Source organism: Serratia sp. Nf2 (assembly GCF_003028435.1).
GTDB classification, from domain to species: Bacteria; Pseudomonadota; Gammaproteobacteria; order Enterobacterales; family Enterobacteriaceae; genus Serratia; species Serratia marcescens_L.
Genome location: NZ_PYTW01000002.1, coordinates 302,864 through 320,973, shown reverse-complemented (window position 1 = coordinate 320,973; position 18,110 = coordinate 302,864). Strand labels below are relative to the sequence as shown.

The 18,110-nt window shown below is 63.9% G+C and carries 18 protein-coding genes; 4 read left to right on the top strand and 14 right to left on the bottom strand.

Features of this window, described 5'->3' with window-relative positions; genetic code table 11:
* Position 1 precedes the first annotated feature (1 nt).
* From hpaI to C9411_RS06520, 7 genes are all read right to left on the bottom strand, one after another.
* Positions 2-796, bottom strand: a complete 795-nt coding sequence (hpaI, locus tag C9411_RS06550) for a 4-hydroxy-2-oxoheptanedioate aldolase (protein WP_063991492.1) — start codon at positions 794-796, stop codon at positions 2-4.
* A 76-nt stretch (positions 797-872) separates the two neighbouring features.
* Entirely contained in the window at positions 873-1,676 is an 804-nt protein-coding gene (gene hpaH / locus C9411_RS06545; protein ID WP_107226715.1) for a 2-oxo-hept-4-ene-1,7-dioate hydratase, read from the bottom strand.
* Positions 1,677-1,690: 14 nt separating this feature from the next.
* The gene (locus C9411_RS06540) at positions 1,691-2,077 is read right to left on the bottom strand and encodes a 5-carboxymethyl-2-hydroxymuconate Delta-isomerase (protein ID WP_004933172.1); all 387 of its coding nucleotides are present in this window, start codon (positions 2,075-2,077) and stop codon (positions 1,691-1,693) included.
* Between the two features lie 56 nt (positions 2,078-2,133).
* Entirely contained in the window at positions 2,134-3,207 is a 1,074-nt protein-coding gene (gene hpaD / locus C9411_RS06535) for a 3,4-dihydroxyphenylacetate 2,3-dioxygenase (protein ID WP_089180517.1), read from the bottom strand.
* A gap of 37 nt (positions 3,208-3,244) precedes the next feature.
* Positions 3,245-4,699 (bottom strand): 5-carboxymethyl-2-hydroxymuconate semialdehyde dehydrogenase, encoded by a 1,455-nt coding sequence (gene hpaE / locus C9411_RS06530; RefSeq protein ID WP_063991493.1) that lies wholly within the window; start codon positions 4,697-4,699, stop codon positions 3,245-3,247.
* A complete protein-coding gene (locus C9411_RS06525) occupies positions 4,696-5,460 on the bottom strand; it encodes a fumarylacetoacetate hydrolase family protein (RefSeq protein ID WP_107226714.1) in 765 nt (254 codons plus the stop codon). Before C9411_RS06525 ends, hpaE begins: the two co-directional genes overlap by 4 nt.
* Positions 5,457-6,089, bottom strand: coding sequence for a fumarylacetoacetate hydrolase family protein (locus tag C9411_RS06520; RefSeq protein ID WP_063991495.1), 633 nt, complete (start codon positions 6,087-6,089; stop codon positions 5,457-5,459). The genes C9411_RS06525 and C9411_RS06520 overlap by 4 nt, the downstream gene beginning before the upstream one ends.
* A gap of 327 nt (positions 6,090-6,416) precedes the next feature.
* Between C9411_RS06520 and hpaR the strand changes: the two genes are divergently transcribed.
* Positions 6,417-6,869 (top strand): homoprotocatechuate degradation operon regulator HpaR, encoded by a 453-nt coding sequence (gene hpaR, locus C9411_RS06515; RefSeq protein WP_015376534.1) that lies wholly within the window; start codon positions 6,417-6,419, stop codon positions 6,867-6,869.
* A 122-nt stretch (positions 6,870-6,991) separates the two neighbouring features.
* Here the strand turns inward: hpaR and C9411_RS06510 are convergent, their stop codons facing one another.
* The 7 genes from C9411_RS06510 to C9411_RS06480 form a co-directional block, all read right to left on the bottom strand.
* Positions 6,992-7,783, bottom strand: a complete 792-nt coding sequence (locus C9411_RS06510) for an SDR family oxidoreductase (RefSeq protein ID WP_107226713.1) — start codon at positions 7,781-7,783, stop codon at positions 6,992-6,994.
* A gap of 4 nt (positions 7,784-7,787) precedes the next feature.
* A complete protein-coding gene (locus tag C9411_RS06505; RefSeq protein WP_107226712.1) occupies positions 7,788-8,585 on the bottom strand; it encodes a molybdenum cofactor biosynthesis F family protein in 798 nt (265 codons plus the stop codon).
* An 11-nt stretch (positions 8,586-8,596) separates the two neighbouring features.
* Complete coding sequence (locus C9411_RS06500; RefSeq protein ID WP_107226711.1) at positions 8,597-9,379, bottom strand: SDR family NAD(P)-dependent oxidoreductase; 783 nt, start codon at positions 9,377-9,379, stop codon at positions 8,597-8,599.
* On the bottom strand, positions 9,372-9,962 hold the full coding sequence (locus C9411_RS06495; RefSeq protein WP_107226710.1) for a DUF3156 family protein: 591 nt from the start codon (positions 9,960-9,962) through the stop codon (positions 9,372-9,374). Before C9411_RS06495 ends, C9411_RS06500 begins: the two co-directional genes overlap by 8 nt.
* Entirely contained in the window at positions 9,937-11,430 is a 1,494-nt protein-coding gene (locus C9411_RS06490; protein ID WP_033648536.1) for an APC family permease, read from the bottom strand. The genes C9411_RS06495 and C9411_RS06490 overlap by 26 nt, the downstream gene beginning before the upstream one ends.
* Before the next feature lie 129 nt (positions 11,431-11,559).
* Entirely contained in the window at positions 11,560-12,744 is a 1,185-nt protein-coding gene (locus tag C9411_RS06485) for an anaerobic sulfatase maturase (RefSeq protein WP_063991500.1), read from the bottom strand.
* Positions 12,741-14,453, bottom strand: a complete 1,713-nt coding sequence (locus C9411_RS06480) for an arylsulfatase (protein ID WP_107226709.1) — start codon at positions 14,451-14,453, stop codon at positions 12,741-12,743. Before C9411_RS06480 ends, C9411_RS06485 begins: the two co-directional genes overlap by 4 nt.
* A gap of 482 nt (positions 14,454-14,935) precedes the next feature.
* Between C9411_RS06480 and C9411_RS06475 the strand changes: the two genes are divergently transcribed.
* The 3 genes from C9411_RS06475 to C9411_RS06465 all read left to right on the top strand — a co-directional run bounded on the left by C9411_RS06475 (position 14,936) and on the right by C9411_RS06465 (position 18,020).
* Positions 14,936-15,583: a LuxR family transcriptional regulator gene (locus C9411_RS06475; RefSeq protein ID WP_049294794.1), complete on the top strand. Its 648-nt coding sequence runs from the start codon at positions 14,936-14,938 to the stop codon at positions 15,581-15,583.
* 140 nt (positions 15,584-15,723) lie between these two features.
* A complete protein-coding gene (locus C9411_RS06470; RefSeq protein ID WP_107226708.1) occupies positions 15,724-16,911 on the top strand; it encodes an MFS transporter in 1,188 nt (395 codons plus the stop codon).
* The gene (locus C9411_RS06465) at positions 16,908-18,020 is read left to right on the top strand and encodes a class II histone deacetylase (protein ID WP_063991503.1); all 1,113 of its coding nucleotides are present in this window, start codon (positions 16,908-16,910) and stop codon (positions 18,018-18,020) included. The genes C9411_RS06470 and C9411_RS06465 overlap by 4 nt, the downstream gene beginning before the upstream one ends.
* The last annotated feature ends 90 nt before the right edge of the window (positions 18,021-18,110 follow it).

The following is an 18,110-nucleotide window of genomic DNA, read 5'->3' as shown; positions in this document are numbered from 1 at the left end:
TTCAATAGACTCCCGATGAAGGCGCTTGCGCCCCGCCCTGTTTGAACTCGTCCGCCAGGGCTTCCGCCGCCCGCGCCAGCAGGGTGGTATCCACCCCCACCGCAACGAACAGCGCGCCGGCCGCCAGATAGCGCTGCGCCAGCGCCTTGTTGGCCATCAAAATGCCCGGCGCCTTGCCGGCGGCGCGGATGCGCGCGATGGCGTCGTCGATGGTGCGCTGCACCTCCGGGTGCTGCGGATTGCCGGCAAAGCCCATGTCGGCGCTGAGATCCGCCGGGCCGATAAACACGCCGTCCACCCCTTCCACCTGCAAAATAGCGTCGAGGTTTTTCACCGCTTCGCGGGTTTCAATCTGCACCAGCACGCACATCTGCTCGTCGGCCTGCTGCAGGTAATCGGGCACCCGGTTCCAGCGCGAAGCGCGCGCCAGAGCGCTGCCGACGCCGCGCACGCCGTGTGGCGGATAGCGCGTGGCGCGCACCGCGTCGCGCGCCTGTTCGGCGTTTTGAATCATCGGGATAAGCAAGGTTTGCGCGCCGACGTCCAGCAGTTGCTTGATGATCACCGCATCGTTCCACGGCGGCCGCACCACCGGCTGGCTCGGGTAAGGCGCGACCGCCTGCAGCTGCCCCAGCACCGTTTGCACGTTGTTGGGCGCATGTTCGCCGTCGATCAGCAGCCAGTCGAAACCGGCGCCGGCCAGCAGCTCGGCGCTGTAGCTGCTGCACAGCCCGAGCCACAGCCCGATCTGCGGGCGTTTTTCCTGCAGCGCACGCTTGAAGTGGTTGGTTAACATCGCATTCTCCCTGACAAGCGGGCGTAGCGCATGGCCCCCGCCCGGTTTAGTCGGCCCGGTTCGCCGAGCCTGCTTTTTAGACGAAGCGGCAGCTGATGCAGCCCATCGGGCCGTAGTCGACGTGGAAGGTATCGCCGCGCCGCGCCGGCACCGGCCGGGTGAAGGAACCGCCGAGGATCACCTGCCCCGCTTCCAGTTCCACCTCATACGGCGCCAGCTTGTTGGCCAGCCAGGCCACGCCGTTGGCTGGGTGGTTGAGCACCGCCGCCGCCACGCCGGACTCTTCAATCACGCCGTTGCGGTACAGCAGCGCAGAGATCCAGCGCAGATCCAGCGCATCCGGTTTGATCGGCCGCCCGCCCATCACCACCCCGGCATTGGCGGCGTTGTCGGAGATGGTGTCGAACACCTTGCGCGGTCGCTGCGTCTCGGGATCGACGTTGTGACTGCGCGCGTCGATGATCTCCAGCGCCGGAATGACGTAGTCGGTGGCGTTGTAGACGTCGAACAGCGTGCAGTTCGGCCCGCGCAGCGGCTTGGCCAGCACGAACGCCAGCTCCACCTCCACCCGCGGCACGATAAAGCGATCGATCGGAATGTCGCTGCCGTCATTGAAGAACATGTCGTCCAGCAGCGCGCCGTAGTCCGGCTCGGTGATCTGCGAGCTCACCTGCATGGCGCGCGAGGTCAGGCCGATCTTGTGGCCTTTAAGCGTGCGACCCTCGGCGATCTTCAGCTCCACCCACTGCCGCTGAATGGCATAAGCGTCTTCGATGGTGATCTCGGGATGATCGAGCGACAGCGCGCGGATCTGCTCACGACTATTTTCCGCCTGATGCAGGCGCTGCACGGCGCGGTTAACCTGCTCTTTATCCAGCATTTACGACCCCTTATTCACGCCTTGTTGAACAGCGCGTGGACATTGTTCTGTTTGTAATTCAGCACCGGATCCAGCTCTTCCATGGTGAAAGAGAGCGCCAGGTAACGCTGCGCCATCAGCGCGGCGAAGTGTTCCTTGATCAGCGCAAACAGCATCTCGCCCACCTGCTGTCGGCTTTCCAGACTGCGGCCGTGGCCGATCTTCAGCGTCATGTGCACGAAGGCGTAGTCCTGCTTGCCGTCGGCCATCTGCCAGGTGTCGAGCCAGATGGCGCGGCTGCGCACGCCGGCCAGCGGAAAGATGCCGGTCGCCGCCAGCGCCTCATTGACCTTGGCGAACAGGGTGGGCAAATCCGCCTCGCGGCGGATGTTGTCGGTACATTCAGCGTAAAAATGGGGCATAGCGTTCTCCAGACGGCGCATAGGCGCGGGCGCGGGCGCGGCCCGCGCAGCGGCATTTACAGCGTATTGCCAAGCTTGAAACCTTTTTCCGTATCGCCCTCACGGGTATAGGAAAAACCGTCTGCGCCGATGGTGACGGCCATTTCGCTGGGCGCACTGCGCTCGATGACCGGCTGTGGCTGCCCATCGAGATCCAGCACCAGCGAACCTTCGGTATACCAGCTCGGCACCACCGGATTGCCCCACCAGTCGCGGCGCTGGTTGTCATGCACATCCCAGGTCACGGTCGGGTTGTCCGGATCGCCGGTGTAGTAATCCTGCGTGTAGATTTCCACGCGGTGGCCATCGGGATCGCGCAGGTAGAGGTAGAACGCGTTGGAGACGCCGTGACGGCCGGGGCCGCGTTCGATCAAATCGGATTTGCGCAGCGCGCCGAGCTTGTCGCAGATGGCCAAAATATTGTGCTTTTCATGGGTGGCGAAGGCGATGTGGTGCATGCGCGGCCCGGCGCCACCGGTCATCGCGGTATCGTGCACCGTCGCCTTGCGGCGCATCCAGGCGGCGTAAACCACGCCGTCTTCATCGCGGATGTCTTCCGTTACGCGGAAGCCCAGCCCCTGGATGTATTCCACGGCGCGCGGCACATCAGGGGTGATTTGGTTAAAATGGTCGAGGCGCACCAGCGCGCCCGGCGTATACAGATCGTAGCGCCAGGCCAGACGCTCGACGTGCTGCACGTCGTAGAAAAACTCATACGGGAAACCGAGCGGATCCTCTACCCGCACCGCATCGCCGATGCCTTTGGCGAACCCGTTCACCCGACGCTCGGTACGGCAGCCAAGCGCCTTGAAATACGCTTCGGCGCGATCGACGTCTTCCGGCGTGCGCACGCGGAAAGCAAACGCCGCAACGGCGGCGACCGGGCCTTCGCGCAGCACCAGGTTATGGTGAATGAACTCCTCCATCGAACGCAGGTAGAGGGTTTTATCCTCTTCGGCGGTCACGACCAGGCCGAGGATATCGACGTAAAATTCACGTGCGGCTTTAAGGTTCGTGACCTGAATTTCCATGTAGGCACAGCGCACGACGTCGGGAGCAGGGACAGCATCAGTGGTAAGTTTTGTCGTCATTGTTCTCATCTCTTTCGTTATTATTGTGGCCTGAGGCTCAAACGCCCCATTTCGGGATCGGGTGGTCGCCCATGGAAATGCACACGTTCTTCATTTCGGCGAACACTTCGAAGCTGTATTCGCCGCCTTCGCGGCCGGTGCCGGAGGCTTTCACGCCGCCGAACGGTTGGCGCAGATCGCGTACGTTTTGGGTGTTGACGAAAACCATGCCCGCTTCAATGCCGCGGGCCAGGCGCAGAACCTTGCTCACATCCTGCGTCCAGATGTACGACGCCAGGCCGTACTCCACGTCGTTGGCCATGCGCAGGCCGTCTTCTTCTGACTTGAACGGCAACAGGCAGGCCACCGGCCCGAAGATCTCCTCCTGCGCCACGCGCATCCGGTTGTCGACATCCGCCAACACCGTCGGGCGCAGGAAGTTGCCGTGGCTCAAGCCGGCCGGTTTGTCCGGGCCGCCGGCCAGCAGGGTCGCCCCTTCTTCCACCCCGAGGCGGATATAGCCGGAGACTTTTTCCCAGTGCTGCGGGCTGATCAGCGCCCCCACCTGGGTGTTGGGATCTTGCGGATCGCCCACGCGCAGGCGGTTGGCGCGCTCGGCAAAGCGTTTGACGAATTCCGGGTAGATGCTCTCCTGAATGAAGATGCGCGAACCGGCGGTGCAGCGTTCGCCGTTGATCGAGAAGATGGTGAACAGCGCGGCGTCGAGCGCCCGCTCGATGTCGGCGTCTTCAAAGATCAGCACCGGCGACTTGCCGCCCAGCTCCATGGAGAATTTCTTCAGCCCGGCGCTTTCGATGATGCGACGGCCGGTGGCGGTGCCGCCGGTGAAGGAGACCGCGCGCACGTCTTTATGGCGCACCAGCGCGTCGCCGGCGGTGGCGCCGTAGCCCTGCACCACGTTCAGCACCCCGGCCGGAATGCCGGCTTCCAGCGCCAACTCGCCCAGGCGATCGGCGGTCAGCGGCGACAGTTCGGACATCTTCAGCACCGCGGTGTTGCCCAGCGCCAGGCAAGGCGCGGTCTTCCAGGTGGCGGTCATGAACGGCACGTTCCACGGCGACACCAGCGCACACACCCCCACCGGCTGCACCAGCGTGTAGTTGAGCATCTTGTCGTCCACCGGGTAGGTCTTGCCGTTCATCTGCTGGCACACCTCGGCGAAGAATTCGAAGTTGTGCGAAGCGCGCGGGATCAGCACGTTTTTGGTCTGGTGGATCGGCAGGCCGGTGTCGGCGGTTTCCAGTTCGGCGATCTGCGGCACGTTCTGGTCGATCAGCTCGCCCAGGCGGCGCATCAGGCGCGCGCGCTCTTTCATCGGCGTGTTGGCCCACTTGGGGAACGCCTCTTTCGCCGCCGCCACCGCCTGGTCGATCTCTAGCTGACCGCCGGAGGCCACCTCCGCCAGCACCTCACCGTTCGCCGGGTTGGAGGTGGTGAAGTACTCTTTGCTGGCGACGTTCTTGCCGTTGATCCAGTGGTTGATGGTTTTCATCGCAGGCTCTCCTCGTAATCTTTTTCACTGATAATGTGGTTAACCAGACGGCCGACGCCCTCGATCTCCACCACCACTTCGTCGCCCGGCTGCACGTCGGCCAGCCCTTTCGGCGTGCCAGTGGCGATCATGTCGCCCGGCTGCAGCGTCATGAATTCGCTCAGGTAGGCGACCAGGAACGGAATGTCGAAAATCATGTCGGCGGTGCTGCCGCGCTGGCGCAGCTCGCCGTTGACGTAGGTGCTGAGCGCCAGCCGGTGCGGATCGGCGACGTCGTCGCGATCGACGATGTAAGGCCCGATCGGCGTCAGGGTGTCGCGGCTCTTCACCCGCAGATTCGGCCGGTAGTAATTCTCCAGGTAATCGCGGATGGCGTAGTCGTTGCACAGGGTGTAGCCCGCCACATACTCCATGGCGTGCTCGCGGCTAACGTTGCGCGCGGTCTTGCCGATCACCGCCACCAGCTCGGCTTCGTAATGCATGTACTCCACGCCGGCCGGGCGCACCGACACCTGGCGGTGACCGGTCAGGGTGTTCGGCGCCTTGAGGAACACCAGCGGCTCTTCCGGCGCCTTGAATGCCAGCTCGCTGGCGTGGTCGGCATAGTTCAGCCCCAGGGCGAACACCGTACCCTGCACTGGCGGTAACCATTCAACTTCGCGCTCCTGCAGCACCTCGCCGTTCGGCAGCGTGACGCGCAGTTGCTCGTCCACCTGCACGTTGAAGACCTGGCCATGATGGCGAATACGGGCATGTTTCATGATGCGGCTCCTGCCTGAGTGACGCGGTTGGTCAGCGTGGGCAGGCCGGCGGCGCGCACCGTCACCTCATCCCCCGGTTTGATCTCCACCCGCTGGTGAGGGGTGCCGATCAGCACCGCATCGCCCGGCTGCAGGGTGATGAAATCGCTGATGGCGGCGATCAGCTCCGGCACCGAGCGCACCAGATCGGCGGTAGACCAGCGGTCCTGCTCCACGCCGTTGATCTCGGTGACGATCTCCAGCCGATCGGCAGTCTCCAACTGGCCGATCTCTCCCAGCGGGCAGAACCCGTCGCGGCATTTGGCCTTGATCGCCGGGCGGTAGAAGCTGCTCTCCGGCAGGCTGACGTCGTTGGCCAGCGCGTAACCGGCCAGATAACGGCTCACCTGCGCCGCCGGCACCTTGCGCGCGGTATCGCCGATGATCACCGCCAGCGTGCCACCGCTGTACACGGTTTCACCGGCCGGAAACGGGATCGCCCCGCCGTTGGCGAGGTGGGTGTTGCGCGGTTTGATAAACCAGACCGGGGTTTTGGGCGGGGTCTGATACGGCGGCTGGTGAAACGCCTGATCCCAGGCGTCCAGTTGGCTGCGGTGATTCAGCGCAACGGAAAAAACGGTGCCTTTCATGCGAACTCCTCCAATGGCAAAACATGACAACCGGCATTCATTAACATATTAATGATTACTTTTATACGCTGTGCAGCTTTTACGCAACGCGCTTGGAGTGATTTGTGATCGTGATAACAAAATATTCACAAATAACGAACATTAGCGTGATTATTCAATGCATTAATCATTTTTTGCGCCATTTTTCGCTGCGCCACGCATTTTTGCTTTATCCCTACGGGTAACTTTGGCTACTATTAAGTTATTAACAAAATCGGGCTTTGCGGGGCAGGCGCCCCCATAACGAGCGCCGTAACAACGAACACCTTGATAGCTAAGGCCAAACTTATGCATGAATCGTTAACCATCGCCCTGCTGCAGGCGCGTGAAACCGCCATGGGGTTCTTCCGCCCGATCCTGAAAAGCCACAATTTGACCGAACAGCAGTGGCGCATCATCCGCGTGCTGGCCAACAGCCGCTCGATCGAATTCCACGAGCTGGCGGCGGAAACCTGCATCCTGCGCCCCAGCCTGACCGGCATTCTGTCGCGCATGGAGCGTGATAAGCTGATCTTCCGCCTTAAGCCGGTTAACGATCAGCGCAAGCTGTACGTGTCGCTGACCCAGCAGGGCCAGGATCTGTATGAAGTGGCGCGCCATCAGGTGGAACAGGGCTACGCCGAGATTGAAGCCGCTTTCTCGCGGCAGAAAATGGACCAACTGATGACGCTGCTGGACGAGCTGATCACCCTGGGCGACAGCCTGCCCGCCAACGTCACCGCACATCCCGCCAAGAAGTGATTTAACCAACCGGAATTCTCAAATTAATTGGCGTTGCAGCGAGGCGGCCAAGGCGTAAATCCCCAGGAGCTTACTCAAGTCAGTGACTGGGGTGCGCGCCTGCAGCCAACAACGCTGCAGCGTCAAGTAAGCAGAGAATTCGTTTCCGGCAGCAGCGCGCCGCCGTCCACCACCAGCGTCTGTCCGGTGATGTAGGCCGCCGCCGGCGAGGCGAGAAACACCATCGCCGCGGCAATGTCTTCCGGTTCCCCCAGCCGCCCGAGCGGCACCGAGGCGGCGATCGACTGATTCACCTGCGCGTCGCCCAGGTTGGCCATCGCCGGCGTGCGGATCATCCCCGGCTCCACGCCGTTGACGCGAATATTCTCCGCCGCCAATTCCAGCGCCGCCGCGCGAATAAACCCGTTCACCCCGGCCTTGGAGGCGGCGTAGTGCGCCAGCCCCGGGTAGGCTACCCGCGGGCCGGTCACCGACGAGGTCACCAGAAGGCAGCCGCCGCCCCGGCGGCGCATCCACGGCAGTGCCGCCTGCGCCAAAAAGAACGGCGCCATCAGATTGACGCTCAGCGTGCGTTGCAGCAGGGCCGCGTCGATGGCGGCGAACGGCGTCAGCGGAAAGTAAGCGGCGTTGTGAATCACCACGTCCAGCCGTTGATGCCGTTCACCCACCATCGCCACCAACTCGGCGATCTGCCCAGGTTCGGCCAGATCGCAAGCCAGCGCCTGCACGCTCAGCCCTTCGTCCCGCAGCACCTGCGCCGCCACCTGCGCCTGCGGCAGCTGCACGTCCGCGATCGTTACCTCGGCGCCCAGCCGGGCAAAAGCGCTGACGATCGCCAGCCCAATGCCCTGAGCGCCACCGGTCACCAGCACCGCCTGCCCCGCGAAGGCGTCAGCCGCATAGGTTGCGCTCATCGCCCTATCCTCGCGGGTGACGCGTGGTGTTCAGCACCTGTGCGTGGGCGCCGACCGCAAAGTTGCTCAGCGCGCTGAAATCGCTGCCCTGATAGCCGAGGATCTTGCCGTCGGTACGCATGCCCTGCAGATCGATCATCACCACGCCCAGCGTCGGAATGATCTTCTCGCGCCAGACGAACAGATAAAGCTGCTCCGCCACCTTCACGTAGTGGCAGCGATCGACATCCGCCAGCCCTTTCTCCACCCCGTCCAGACACTGCCAGGCGTAGAAGTTGTCGTTCAGGTAGATGTGCTCGTACCGTTCGGTCGGGCTGTAGGTGTACATATTGCGCATGCCGATCAGCTCATCGGTAAAGCCCGGTGGCGCCACGTCGGCGTCGTCCAGCGTGCCGAAGCGGAATTCGGCCTCGACCGCGGTCAGCGGCAGCCCCTGCTCCACCCGGCTGAAGGCGTCGAGCCGCGCCTGCGCTTCGTCCGGCAGTTGGCCATACACCGCGGTGAAGTTGCCCTGATTGCGGTCGCACACCAGCGTAATGCTGGCGTTGGCGCGGGCAGGATCGAGAAAATCGATGAACAGCACGCCGGGGCGAATGCTGGTGGCGCGATAGGCAATGCCGCGCCGTTCGCCCCACTCCAGCGTCTGCTCGTCGGTAAACCGGCAGCGCTGCGTCGCGCCGTCGCTAAAGCGCAGCGTCAGCGTGCTGCCCGCCAGCCCGTGCTGCCGTTCCAGCGTATTGCTGTGCGGCGCAAAGCCTTCCGCCAGCGCGCCAACCTGAATGAATACCGCTTCTGAACTCATGGAAATGCTCCTTACAGGGAAGTGAAAGCCAGGGTCGGCACATCGACGATGGTGGAGCCGCCGTCGGCCACCAGCGCCGCGCCGGTAATGATTGAAGCCTCGCTGGAACAGAGGAAACGGCAGACGCGGGCGATCTCCTCGGCGCTAGCCGGGCGGCGCAGCGGCACGTCGCGGCAGACCATCTGGTAAGCCTGCTCCAGCGAAATCTGATGGGCATCCATCAGCAGTTGCATCTCTTCGTCCGCCATCGGCGTGGTCACCCAGCCGGGGCACACCGCGTTGGCGCGCACGCCCAGCGGGCCATAGTCGCGGGCGATGGAACGCATCAGCCCGATCAACGCATGCTTGGCGGTAACGTAACCGCAGACCTCCGGCCCGGCGGCCAGCGAGGCGATCGAGGCCACGAACAGCAGGTTGCCGCCGCTTTTAATCAGCGCCGGCAGGCAGGCGCGCGCGCTGGCGAAAGCGCTGTTGAGGTTGCTGTCCATCGCCCCTTGCCACTGCGCATCGGTCATCTCGGTGATGCGCTTGAAGCCCATGCCGCCGGCGCTGCCGATCAGGCAGTCGATGCGCCCGGCGTCGCGCAGAATGGCCGGCAGCAACGTGTGGTTCCAGCTCTCGCCGCTGGCGGCATCGCCCACCAGCGCCTGCGCGCCGATCTCTTGCGCCAGCGCCGCCAGCGGTTCCGGGCGGCGGCCGATGATGAACACCCGATCGCCCTGCGCCGCCAGCAGACGGGCGCAGGCAGCGCCGACGCCGGTGCCGCCGCCGGTAATCACAACCACTCTATTCATGATTCAGCTTCTCCATCAGTTGGCCGATCATCAGCAGACTGCTCAACAGCAGCCGCCGCTGTTCGGCATCCAGCCGCAGGTAGCGGCGGCCGGCCGGCAAACGGCTGACCACCTCCGACGCGGCGAAATGCTCAATCTCCACCTGCCAGCGCCCATTGTTCACCGTCAGCCGCACGCGGCGAAAATCCAGCTGCGCCAGCGTCTCGCCGATCTGCGGGTAGCGCTGCAGGCCGTCCAGCACCCGCTGCGCGGCCGCATGACGCTGGCGCAGCAGATAACGCACCCCGCGCCGCCGCAGCCAGCCGCCGGTCACCACGTCCAGCGTCAGCGGAAGTTGCATCGCGCTCGCGCCCTGCAACCGAAAGCGGTGGCTGACGATATGCGCCATAAACAGCCCCTGCACCTGTTCGCCGATCTCGATCTGTGGCCCCTGCGGCAGCGTCAGCCGCAGCAGGCTCGGTGCCAGGCGTTCGCACACGTAGGGTTCCAGGTTGCGTGCCAGACGATCCAGCGCGGCGCCCGGCCGATAGCCCGACGGCGCTCGCCGCCAGGCGCGATTAAGTGAGGGAAGTAAGCCGATCAAACTGCGCCTCCTCGTTTTCACCCTTGGCGAACGCGTTCTCCAGCACCTGCTCGACCGGCACCGGCTTGAACGGATTCACTTTTTGCACGCACAGCGTCCAGAACAGCGCATAGGCGGCGGTCAGGCCGATCATCCAGCCGAAGGGAATGTAGATATCGCTCGGGTTCATTCCCGGCGGCGTGATGTAAACGATGGCCAGCACGATGCCGACGCTGGAAACGATCTGCGGCAGCGGGAACCACGGCGATTTATAGGCGCGCGGCAGATCGGGGCGGCGTACGCGCAGGATCACCACCGAGCAGGTCACCAGCAGGTAGGCCACGCCCCAGGCGCACACCGCCGCCAGCACCAGCGGAATGATCCTGTCGAGGTTGCCCTGAATGGCGAAGGCGTGTACGCAGGGGATTAACACCGCCACCAGAATGCCGACCACCGGCGTTTTAAAGCGCGGGTGCAGATAAGCGAACATGCGCGGCAGCGCGCCGTCCAGCGCCATGCCATACAGAATGCGCGGCACCGCCGCCATCAGCGTGTTGATGGTCGCAGCGCCCGCCAACAGCAGGCCGACGCCGAGCCAGTATTTGCCGAACTGGCCCATCACCTGGCCGGCGAACGCCGGGATGGCCATCGGCGTTTCCAGCAGGCGCGTGCCGCTGGCGGCGTCGATCACCACGTTTTCCACCTGGTGGCTGAGCGCCGCGCCATACAGCGCCATGCACACCGCCACGCCGCACAGCCCCAGCGCCATCGCGCGCGGGATCACCCGATCGCAGCGCTTGATCTCAGGCGCCATCGGCGTCACCAGCTCACAGCCGACGAACATGAACATCGCCATGCCGATCAGGCTGAACACCGCGAAGGGATCGTTCAGGCTCAGCGTGCTGCCGAACCAGCCCTCGAGCGGCACCGCATGCGGCGACAGCAGCCCGACGATGCCGAAAATCACCAGCGTGCTCCACATGGCGAAGGTCAGCACGATCTCCGCCTTGCCGAAGGCCTCGATGCCGAACGCGTTGAGCAGGCCGAACACGATTACCAGCCCGACGCCGACCATCCAGGAGGCGTTGTGGCTTTCCATCAGGGTGTTGAGGTGTTCGAAGTTCACCAGCGCCATGATGCCGGAGAGAATGGTCTCGGCGGTGCCGGCGAAGATGTGCACGATCAGGTAGGCCGACAGCGCGCCGGTGATGGCGAAAAAGCGCCCCATGCCGCAGGAGATGTAGTCGTAGACCGAACCGGAGGTCGGCAGCAGCGCCGCCGCTTCGGAGAAGGTGGTGAGCTGCGCCTGCATCATGATGAAGGCGATCAGCATCGCCAGCGCGAAGGTGTCGCCGCCGATGCCGAAGCCGCTGGTGACCGTCAGGATCACCGGGCTGGCCATGATCACCCCGACCGAACTGGCCAGGGTGGTGGGAAAGCCGACCTTGCCTCGAGCCAGGTGGGCGTGCAACCGCGACGACAGGTTCATGGTTGTTTCCTCTTATAGTTTTGGCCTGATGCATGCAGGTGCTTGCAGGTTTTTCGCCGCCAGCGGCGGTAATCTCACTATAGAGAGGAAAGGAAAATGCTGACTATCGTCCTTAAGGACGAGACGCTTTCAACCTGCGGCGGCGCTCACGGCGGCGCGCCACTGCCTCGCCCCCTGCGGGCTGCGCGGGTAGGCGCGCAGCGGCGCCAGCAGCGCGGAAAAGAAGGCGTAATAGCCGGCGCAAAGCCGGTTGTAGCGATCTTCGCCCACGTGCGCCGGGCAGCCGCCCTGGCAGACGCTTTTCACGCTGCAGCGTTGGCACTCGCGGCGCAGGCTCTTGTTTTTACCGAACGGCATCTCCGCCGCCCTTGCCGCCAGGGTGGCGAGCGGCGTGTGGCGATCGGCATGGCCGAGCAGGTGCTGCGCGTTGATCAGATGATCGCAGGCGTAAAGCCGCCCGTCCGGCTCCATCACCAGATTGCCGCCGCAGCGTTCGGCGTGTACGCAGCTGGGGCTGACGTGGGTGAAATACTGCGCATAGACCTGCTCGATGTTCATCACGAAGACCTGGCCGACGTGCCCGCGGCTGCGCCAGCGGCGGTATACCGCCAGCATGAAGCGCCCCCAGTTGGCGGCGCTCAGCCCATAGCCGGCGGTGGGCGCATCCCCTTCCAGCATCAGCGGCTGGAACTGCAAATAGCGCGCCCCGATCGCCACCGCATGATCGTAGATCGCCTCGGCGCGATCCGCGACGCCGTCGTGCACCACCATCAGCAGGTTGAAGTCGATCTGATGGCGCTGCAACAGCGCAATGCCGCGCAGCGCCGCGTCATAGCTGGCGCCGCCGCGCTTGTCCGGCCGGTGGGCATCCTGCACCTCGCGGTCGCCGTCCAGGCTGACGCCGAGGATAAAGTGATGCTGCCGGAACAGCCGGCACCAGGCGTCGTTCAGCAGGGTACCGTTAGTCTGCAGGCTGTTGCTGATCCGCACGCCCGGCGGCGCGTAGCGGCGTTGCAACGCCAGCGCCCGCTTGTAAAAACCAATCCCCGCCAGCAACGGCTCACCGCCCTGCCAGACGAAGTTGATCTCGCGGCTGTAACGCGGCTGGGCGGCGATATAGCCGCGAATAAATTCCGCCAGCAGGTCGTCGTCCATCTTGCGCGTCCGCTCTGGCTGGCGCTGCGGATAGTAGCAGTAGCGGCAGCCCAGGTTGCAGCCGGCGCCGATCGGCTTCACCAGCAAATGAAAAGGCGCCGCCGCGCGCGGTTCGCTCTCTACCGGGATCTGCTGCGCCCGCAGCTGGGCCAAGTTCATGGCGCCGCCTGCGGCAACGGTTTGTGGGTCAGCGGATCCAGGCCGATGTAGTCGCCGGTGCTGGCGTCTACGCCGAGGTAGTCGATCGCGGCGCCTTTGGCTTCAATGACCATGCCCTGCTGCGCAAAACGGCGATACGCCTCGCTCAGCCGTTTGACTTGATCCGGGTTGGCGGCGGCCAGATCGCGCGTTTCCAGCGGATCGTCATGCAGGTTGAACAGCCCCCACGGCGCCATCTGCGCCGTCGGCCCGGCCTTCACCAACCGCCGCAGCTTCCAGATACCGTCCACATAGGCGGCCTGGTTATGCAGCTCCACGCCGTAGGTCGCGCGCGGCACACCGTCGGCCTCGCCGCTGAAATAGCGCTTGAAGCTGACGCCGACCATCGGCAGCGTCGGTTTGGCCTTCAGCGATTTGTTGGCGTCGATGCCGGCATAGTCATACAACGTCGGCGCGATGTCATACACCGCCATCGGCGTGCGGTCGATGCCACCGCGCCCTTTCAGCCGTGGCGCGGAGATGATGAAATCGGTATTAATGCCGCCCTGCGCGCTGGTGGTTTTGTGGTAGTTGGCGTACGGCGCATTGCTGACGTTGGCCCAGTGCGGCCCGTAGGAGATGAACGATCCCTTGCGGCCGAGGTTGGCGTAGCTGTTGTCGAACTGCCGCCAATACTCCGGCTTCGAGCCGTAGTAGAAGCCGCTGGCGGGGTTGGCGCCGTTGTCGGTGGCGAACACGATCACCGTATTTTGGTCGCGGCCGGTCTGCTTCAGGGTGTTCAGCACCGCGCCGACCTGATCGTCCATGTAAGCGATCATCGCCGCGTACACCTGCATGGTCTTGGCTTCATATTTTTGCTGCTCGGGCGTCAGCGCATTCCAGGCCTTATCCAGCGCCAGCGTCGGCATCGGCGTGCGATCGGAGATCAGCCCCAGCGCCTTCAGGCGCTGAATGCGCCGCTGATAGGCCTGCTGGTAACCGGCGTCGTATTTGCCGTCGAATTTGGCGATCCAGTCATCCGGCGCCTGCAGCGGATCGTGCGGCGCGGTAAACGCCAGATAGGCGAAGACGGGCTTGCTCTGCGGCGTCTCGCGGATCCACTGTTCCAGCTGATCGGCATAGGCCTTGCTGGAATAGAAATCTTTGGGCAACGGCACGCGTTTGCCGTTCAGGGTGTAGAAGGTATGGAACGCCTCCACGGTGCCCAGCGGTTTCGCATCGTCGAAATGGCTGGTGCCGCCCCCCATAAAGGCGAAGGCGCGCTCGAAGCCGCGATCGGTCGGTTTGGCGCCGTCGACATAGCCCAGGTGCCATTTGCCCGCCATCATGGTGGCGTAACCCGCGTCGCGAAAACGCTCCGGCAATGTGGTCACGCGGTCGGTCAGCCGCATTTCATAGCCCGGCTGCGCGGCGGTGCTCTCATACCACCACATGCCACCCATGCCGGCCTGCTGGTTGGTGTTGCCGGTCATCAGCATCGACCGCGCCGGCGCCGACATCGGCGAGGTATAGTACTGGCTCATGCGCACGCCCCGTTCGGCCAGCGCCTGCAGGTTGGGCGTCGGTATCTCGCCGCCGAACGGGCTGATGTCGGAGTAGCCCATGTCGTCCACCAGAATGATCAGCACATTGGGGCGATCGGCGTCCGCCCCCTGCGCCAGGCCCGATAAGGCGCCGCTCAACGCCACCGCCAACGTTTTTTTCTGCATCGTTCGTTCCCCGTATGGTCATGCGGACTGAACAACCCGACGCCTCAGCCCGAGAAAGGTCATCATTTTTTCGTCTTATACGTTTGGCGCCGCCTGGCGCTATCTTCAATTCGCAGTGTAGGAAGCGGCGGAAAAGCCTGGCTATCGTTCTTAAGAACGAGGAACGGCTCCACTCGTGCCGGTTGTAGCACGCGCAGGGTGGCGAGGGCTTCGTCCGGGCAAGCACTGAAAAGCGCTGTAAATTCAGCGGGAAAAGTGGTGAATTATTTCATTAACCTATTAATGAAAATCGCGGAAAATCCGCCATGAAAAGCCCTGATTAACGCAGTGTCATCTTGTTATTTATGTGTTTTATTGCAATCGGCCTCACGTTGTTAATATGTTTTTATTGTGTTGCCAAATTGCTACAACTATGCTTGTATCGTTCATATATTGACCGGCAACCTTCTCCAGATTGAATGATAAAGGGAGGAACACGAATCATGCACAGCACCGCATCCGATGCCTTTATCAACAGTTGTTTGGCGACCATTACGCACCTGATCCCGGTGTCTGCCGGGGTGTTTTATCTGGTCGATCGCGACCTGCGGCCGGATCACTACATCCTGCACGGCATGCCCGATAAAACGCATCAGCAGTACCTGAACCACTTCCAGCAGATAGATCCGCTGCAGCCGGCCAATTTCCATCGCCAGGACATCACCATGGTCGGCATGAGCCCGGCGGCGATCGCCGGCAACCGCCGCTATTACCACGACTTTATGCTGCCGAACGACATGCGCGACATGACGGAGATCTTCATCCGCCAGCGCAAGCGCATCGTCGCCGGGGTATCGCTGATCCGCGATACGCCGTTCACTGAAGTGGAGCGCGGCCGCCTGCGCGCGGTGCTGCCGCTGATCGAGCTGGCGACGCGCGATCTGTTGCCCGACAGCGAGGCACAGTTGCTGACCGCCAAAGAGCAAGAGATTGTCAACCTGGTGCGCGAAGGCGCCAGCAATAAGCGCATCGCCCTGAAGCTGGGCATTTCGCTGTCCACGGTGAAAACCCATATGCGCAATATTTTCGCCAAAACCGACGTGGTGAACCGCACCGAACTGGTCGCCGGCGGCTTTCTCGCCCACGGTTAACGCCTGATCACGGCCGCCGCTGCCGGCGGCCGGAAAATAACGCCAGAACGTATTCGCCATTTATGGCGCGGCCTCCCCTTGCCCGCAATCGGGCCAGGCGGGTTATTTCATCGTCACTTAACGCTTGGGGAATAAGGTTTATGTCCAGTGATTCGGTTTCCGCGCCCGCCGTCGGCGCGGCGCTCCCCTGCCCGCCGCGGCTGCTGACCGCCATTATCGTCTTCGCCGCCATCGCGCCGGGCATTCTGATGACCGCCCCCGCCGTGGCCGCCCAGCTCGCCGCGCAGTGGCAGCTCGGCCCGGCGCAGATCGGCCACCTGTTCTCCACCGAACTCGGCGCCATGAGCCTGGCCACGCTGCCGGCGTGGTGGTGGATCGGGCGCATCAACTGGCGGCGGGTCGCGACGCTGTCGGCGCTGGTGTTTATCGTCGGTAACCTGGTTTCGGCACTGGTGCAAGATTTTACCCTGCTGCTGCCGCTGCGCTTTATCGCCTCGCTGGCGGGTGGCACTCTGATGATCCTGTGCATCACCTGCGCCGCCGGCACCGCCAACCCCAGCCGGGTCTATGCCTTCTGGGTGCTTGGCCAGCTGGTGCTGGGCGCGGTCGGGCTGCTGGTGCTGCCGCCGCTGTTCGCGCATTTCGGCCTGATGGCGGTCTACCTGATTCTGGCGGCCATCATGCTGTGCTGCCTGCCACTCATCCCGGCGTTCCCCAACGGTTTCACCGCCGCCCGCTCCGCCCGCAGCGGCCCCGCCGCCTCGCTGGCGCGCAAGCTGTGCGCCGTGCTGGCGGTACTGACCTTTTACATCAGCCTGAGCGCGGTCTGGACTTTTATCGGCGGCATCGCCGCCGGCGCCGGGCTGTCGCCAGCCCACAGCGGCCAGGTGCTGGCCGTCGCCACCTTGCTCGGCATCGTCGGCGCGGGGGCCGCGGCGTTGATCGGGGCGCGCTTCGGCGGCGGACGCCTGATCGTACTGGGGTACGCCCTGCTGCTGGCCAGCGTGGCGCTGCTGACGGGCCAGCCCCTGCTGCTGCGCTTCGCCCTGGCGGCCCTGCTGTTCAAATTCACCTGGACCTTCGTGCTGCCGTTCATTCTGGCGCGGGTCGCCGGGTTGGATAACGACGGCAAGCTGATGAACGGCATCAACCTGGTGATCGGCGGCGGCATGGCCATCGGCCCGACGCTGGCCGGCTCTCTTATCGAATCTTTCGGCGGTTTCAACGCCTTGCTGTTCGGCGCGCTGGGCTGCGCGCTGCTGTCGCTGCTGTTGATTTCGCTGGCTTCACCGCGCGCACCGCGCCGTATAACAGGAGGAGAAAGGTGAAAAGAACAACCGGTTTCTTGTTTGATGAACGCTGTTTCTGGCACAGCACCGGCCTGCACGCCACCACCTTGCCGGTCGGCGGCTGGGTGCAACCGCCCTCGGGCGCCGGCCATGCCGAGTCGCCGGAAACCAAACGGCGCATGAAGAACCTGATGGACGTATCCGGCCTGTCGCGCCAGCTCACCCTGCTGAGCGCCGAACCGGCGACGGAAGAAGACCTGCTGCGCATTCACCCCGCCCACTACCTGCAGCGCTTCAAACAGGTGAGCGACAGCGGCGGCGGCCTGCTGGGGGAGGAAGCGCCGCTGGGGCCGGGCAGCTATGAAATCGCCAAACTCTCCGCCGGGCTGGCCTGTGCGGCGGTGGAGGCGGTGCTGCAGGGCGAACTGGATAACGCCTATGCGCTGTCGCGCCCGCCGGGCCACCACTGCCTGCCGGATCAATCGATGGGCTTCTGCTTCCTTGCCAATATTCCCATCGCCATCGAGCGCGCCAAGGCCCGCCATGGCCTCGGCAAGGTGGCGGTGCTCGACTGGGACGTGCACCACGGCAACGGCACCCAGCACATCTATTGGCAACGCGGCGACGTGCTGACGCTGTCGCTGCATCAGGACGGCTGCTTCCCGGCGGGCTATTCCGGCGAGCAGGATCGCGGTGAAGGTGACGGGGCGGGCTGCAACGTTAACGTGCCGATGCTGGCCGGCGCCGGCGACGACGGCTACCTGCACGCCATGCGGCGCATCATCATCCCGGCGCTGGAAAAATTCGAGCCGGAGCTGATCATCGTCGCCTGCGGCTACGACGCCAACGCCCTCGATCCGCTGGCACGCATGCAGTTACACAGCGACAGCTTCCGCGCCATGACTGCGCTGGTGCAGGACGCCGCCGACCGGCTGTGCAGCGGAAAGCTGGTGATGGTGCACGAAGGCGGCTACGCCGAATCCTACGTGCCGTTCTGCGGGCTGGCGGTGATGGAACAGCTGAGCGGCGTGCGCACTGAAGTGCAGGATCCGCTGCTGGCGTTTATCCAGCAACAGCAGCCGCGCGACGCCTTCAACCGCTTCCAGCGCGAAGCGCTCGATGCGCTGGCGCGCCAGTTCGGTTTGTAACCTCCTCTCTGCGGGCGCCGCACCCGGCGCCCCTGACAACCTCGCTGCCAGCCGCTACGCTGAAGGGCAACCCTACCCACCATGAGAACA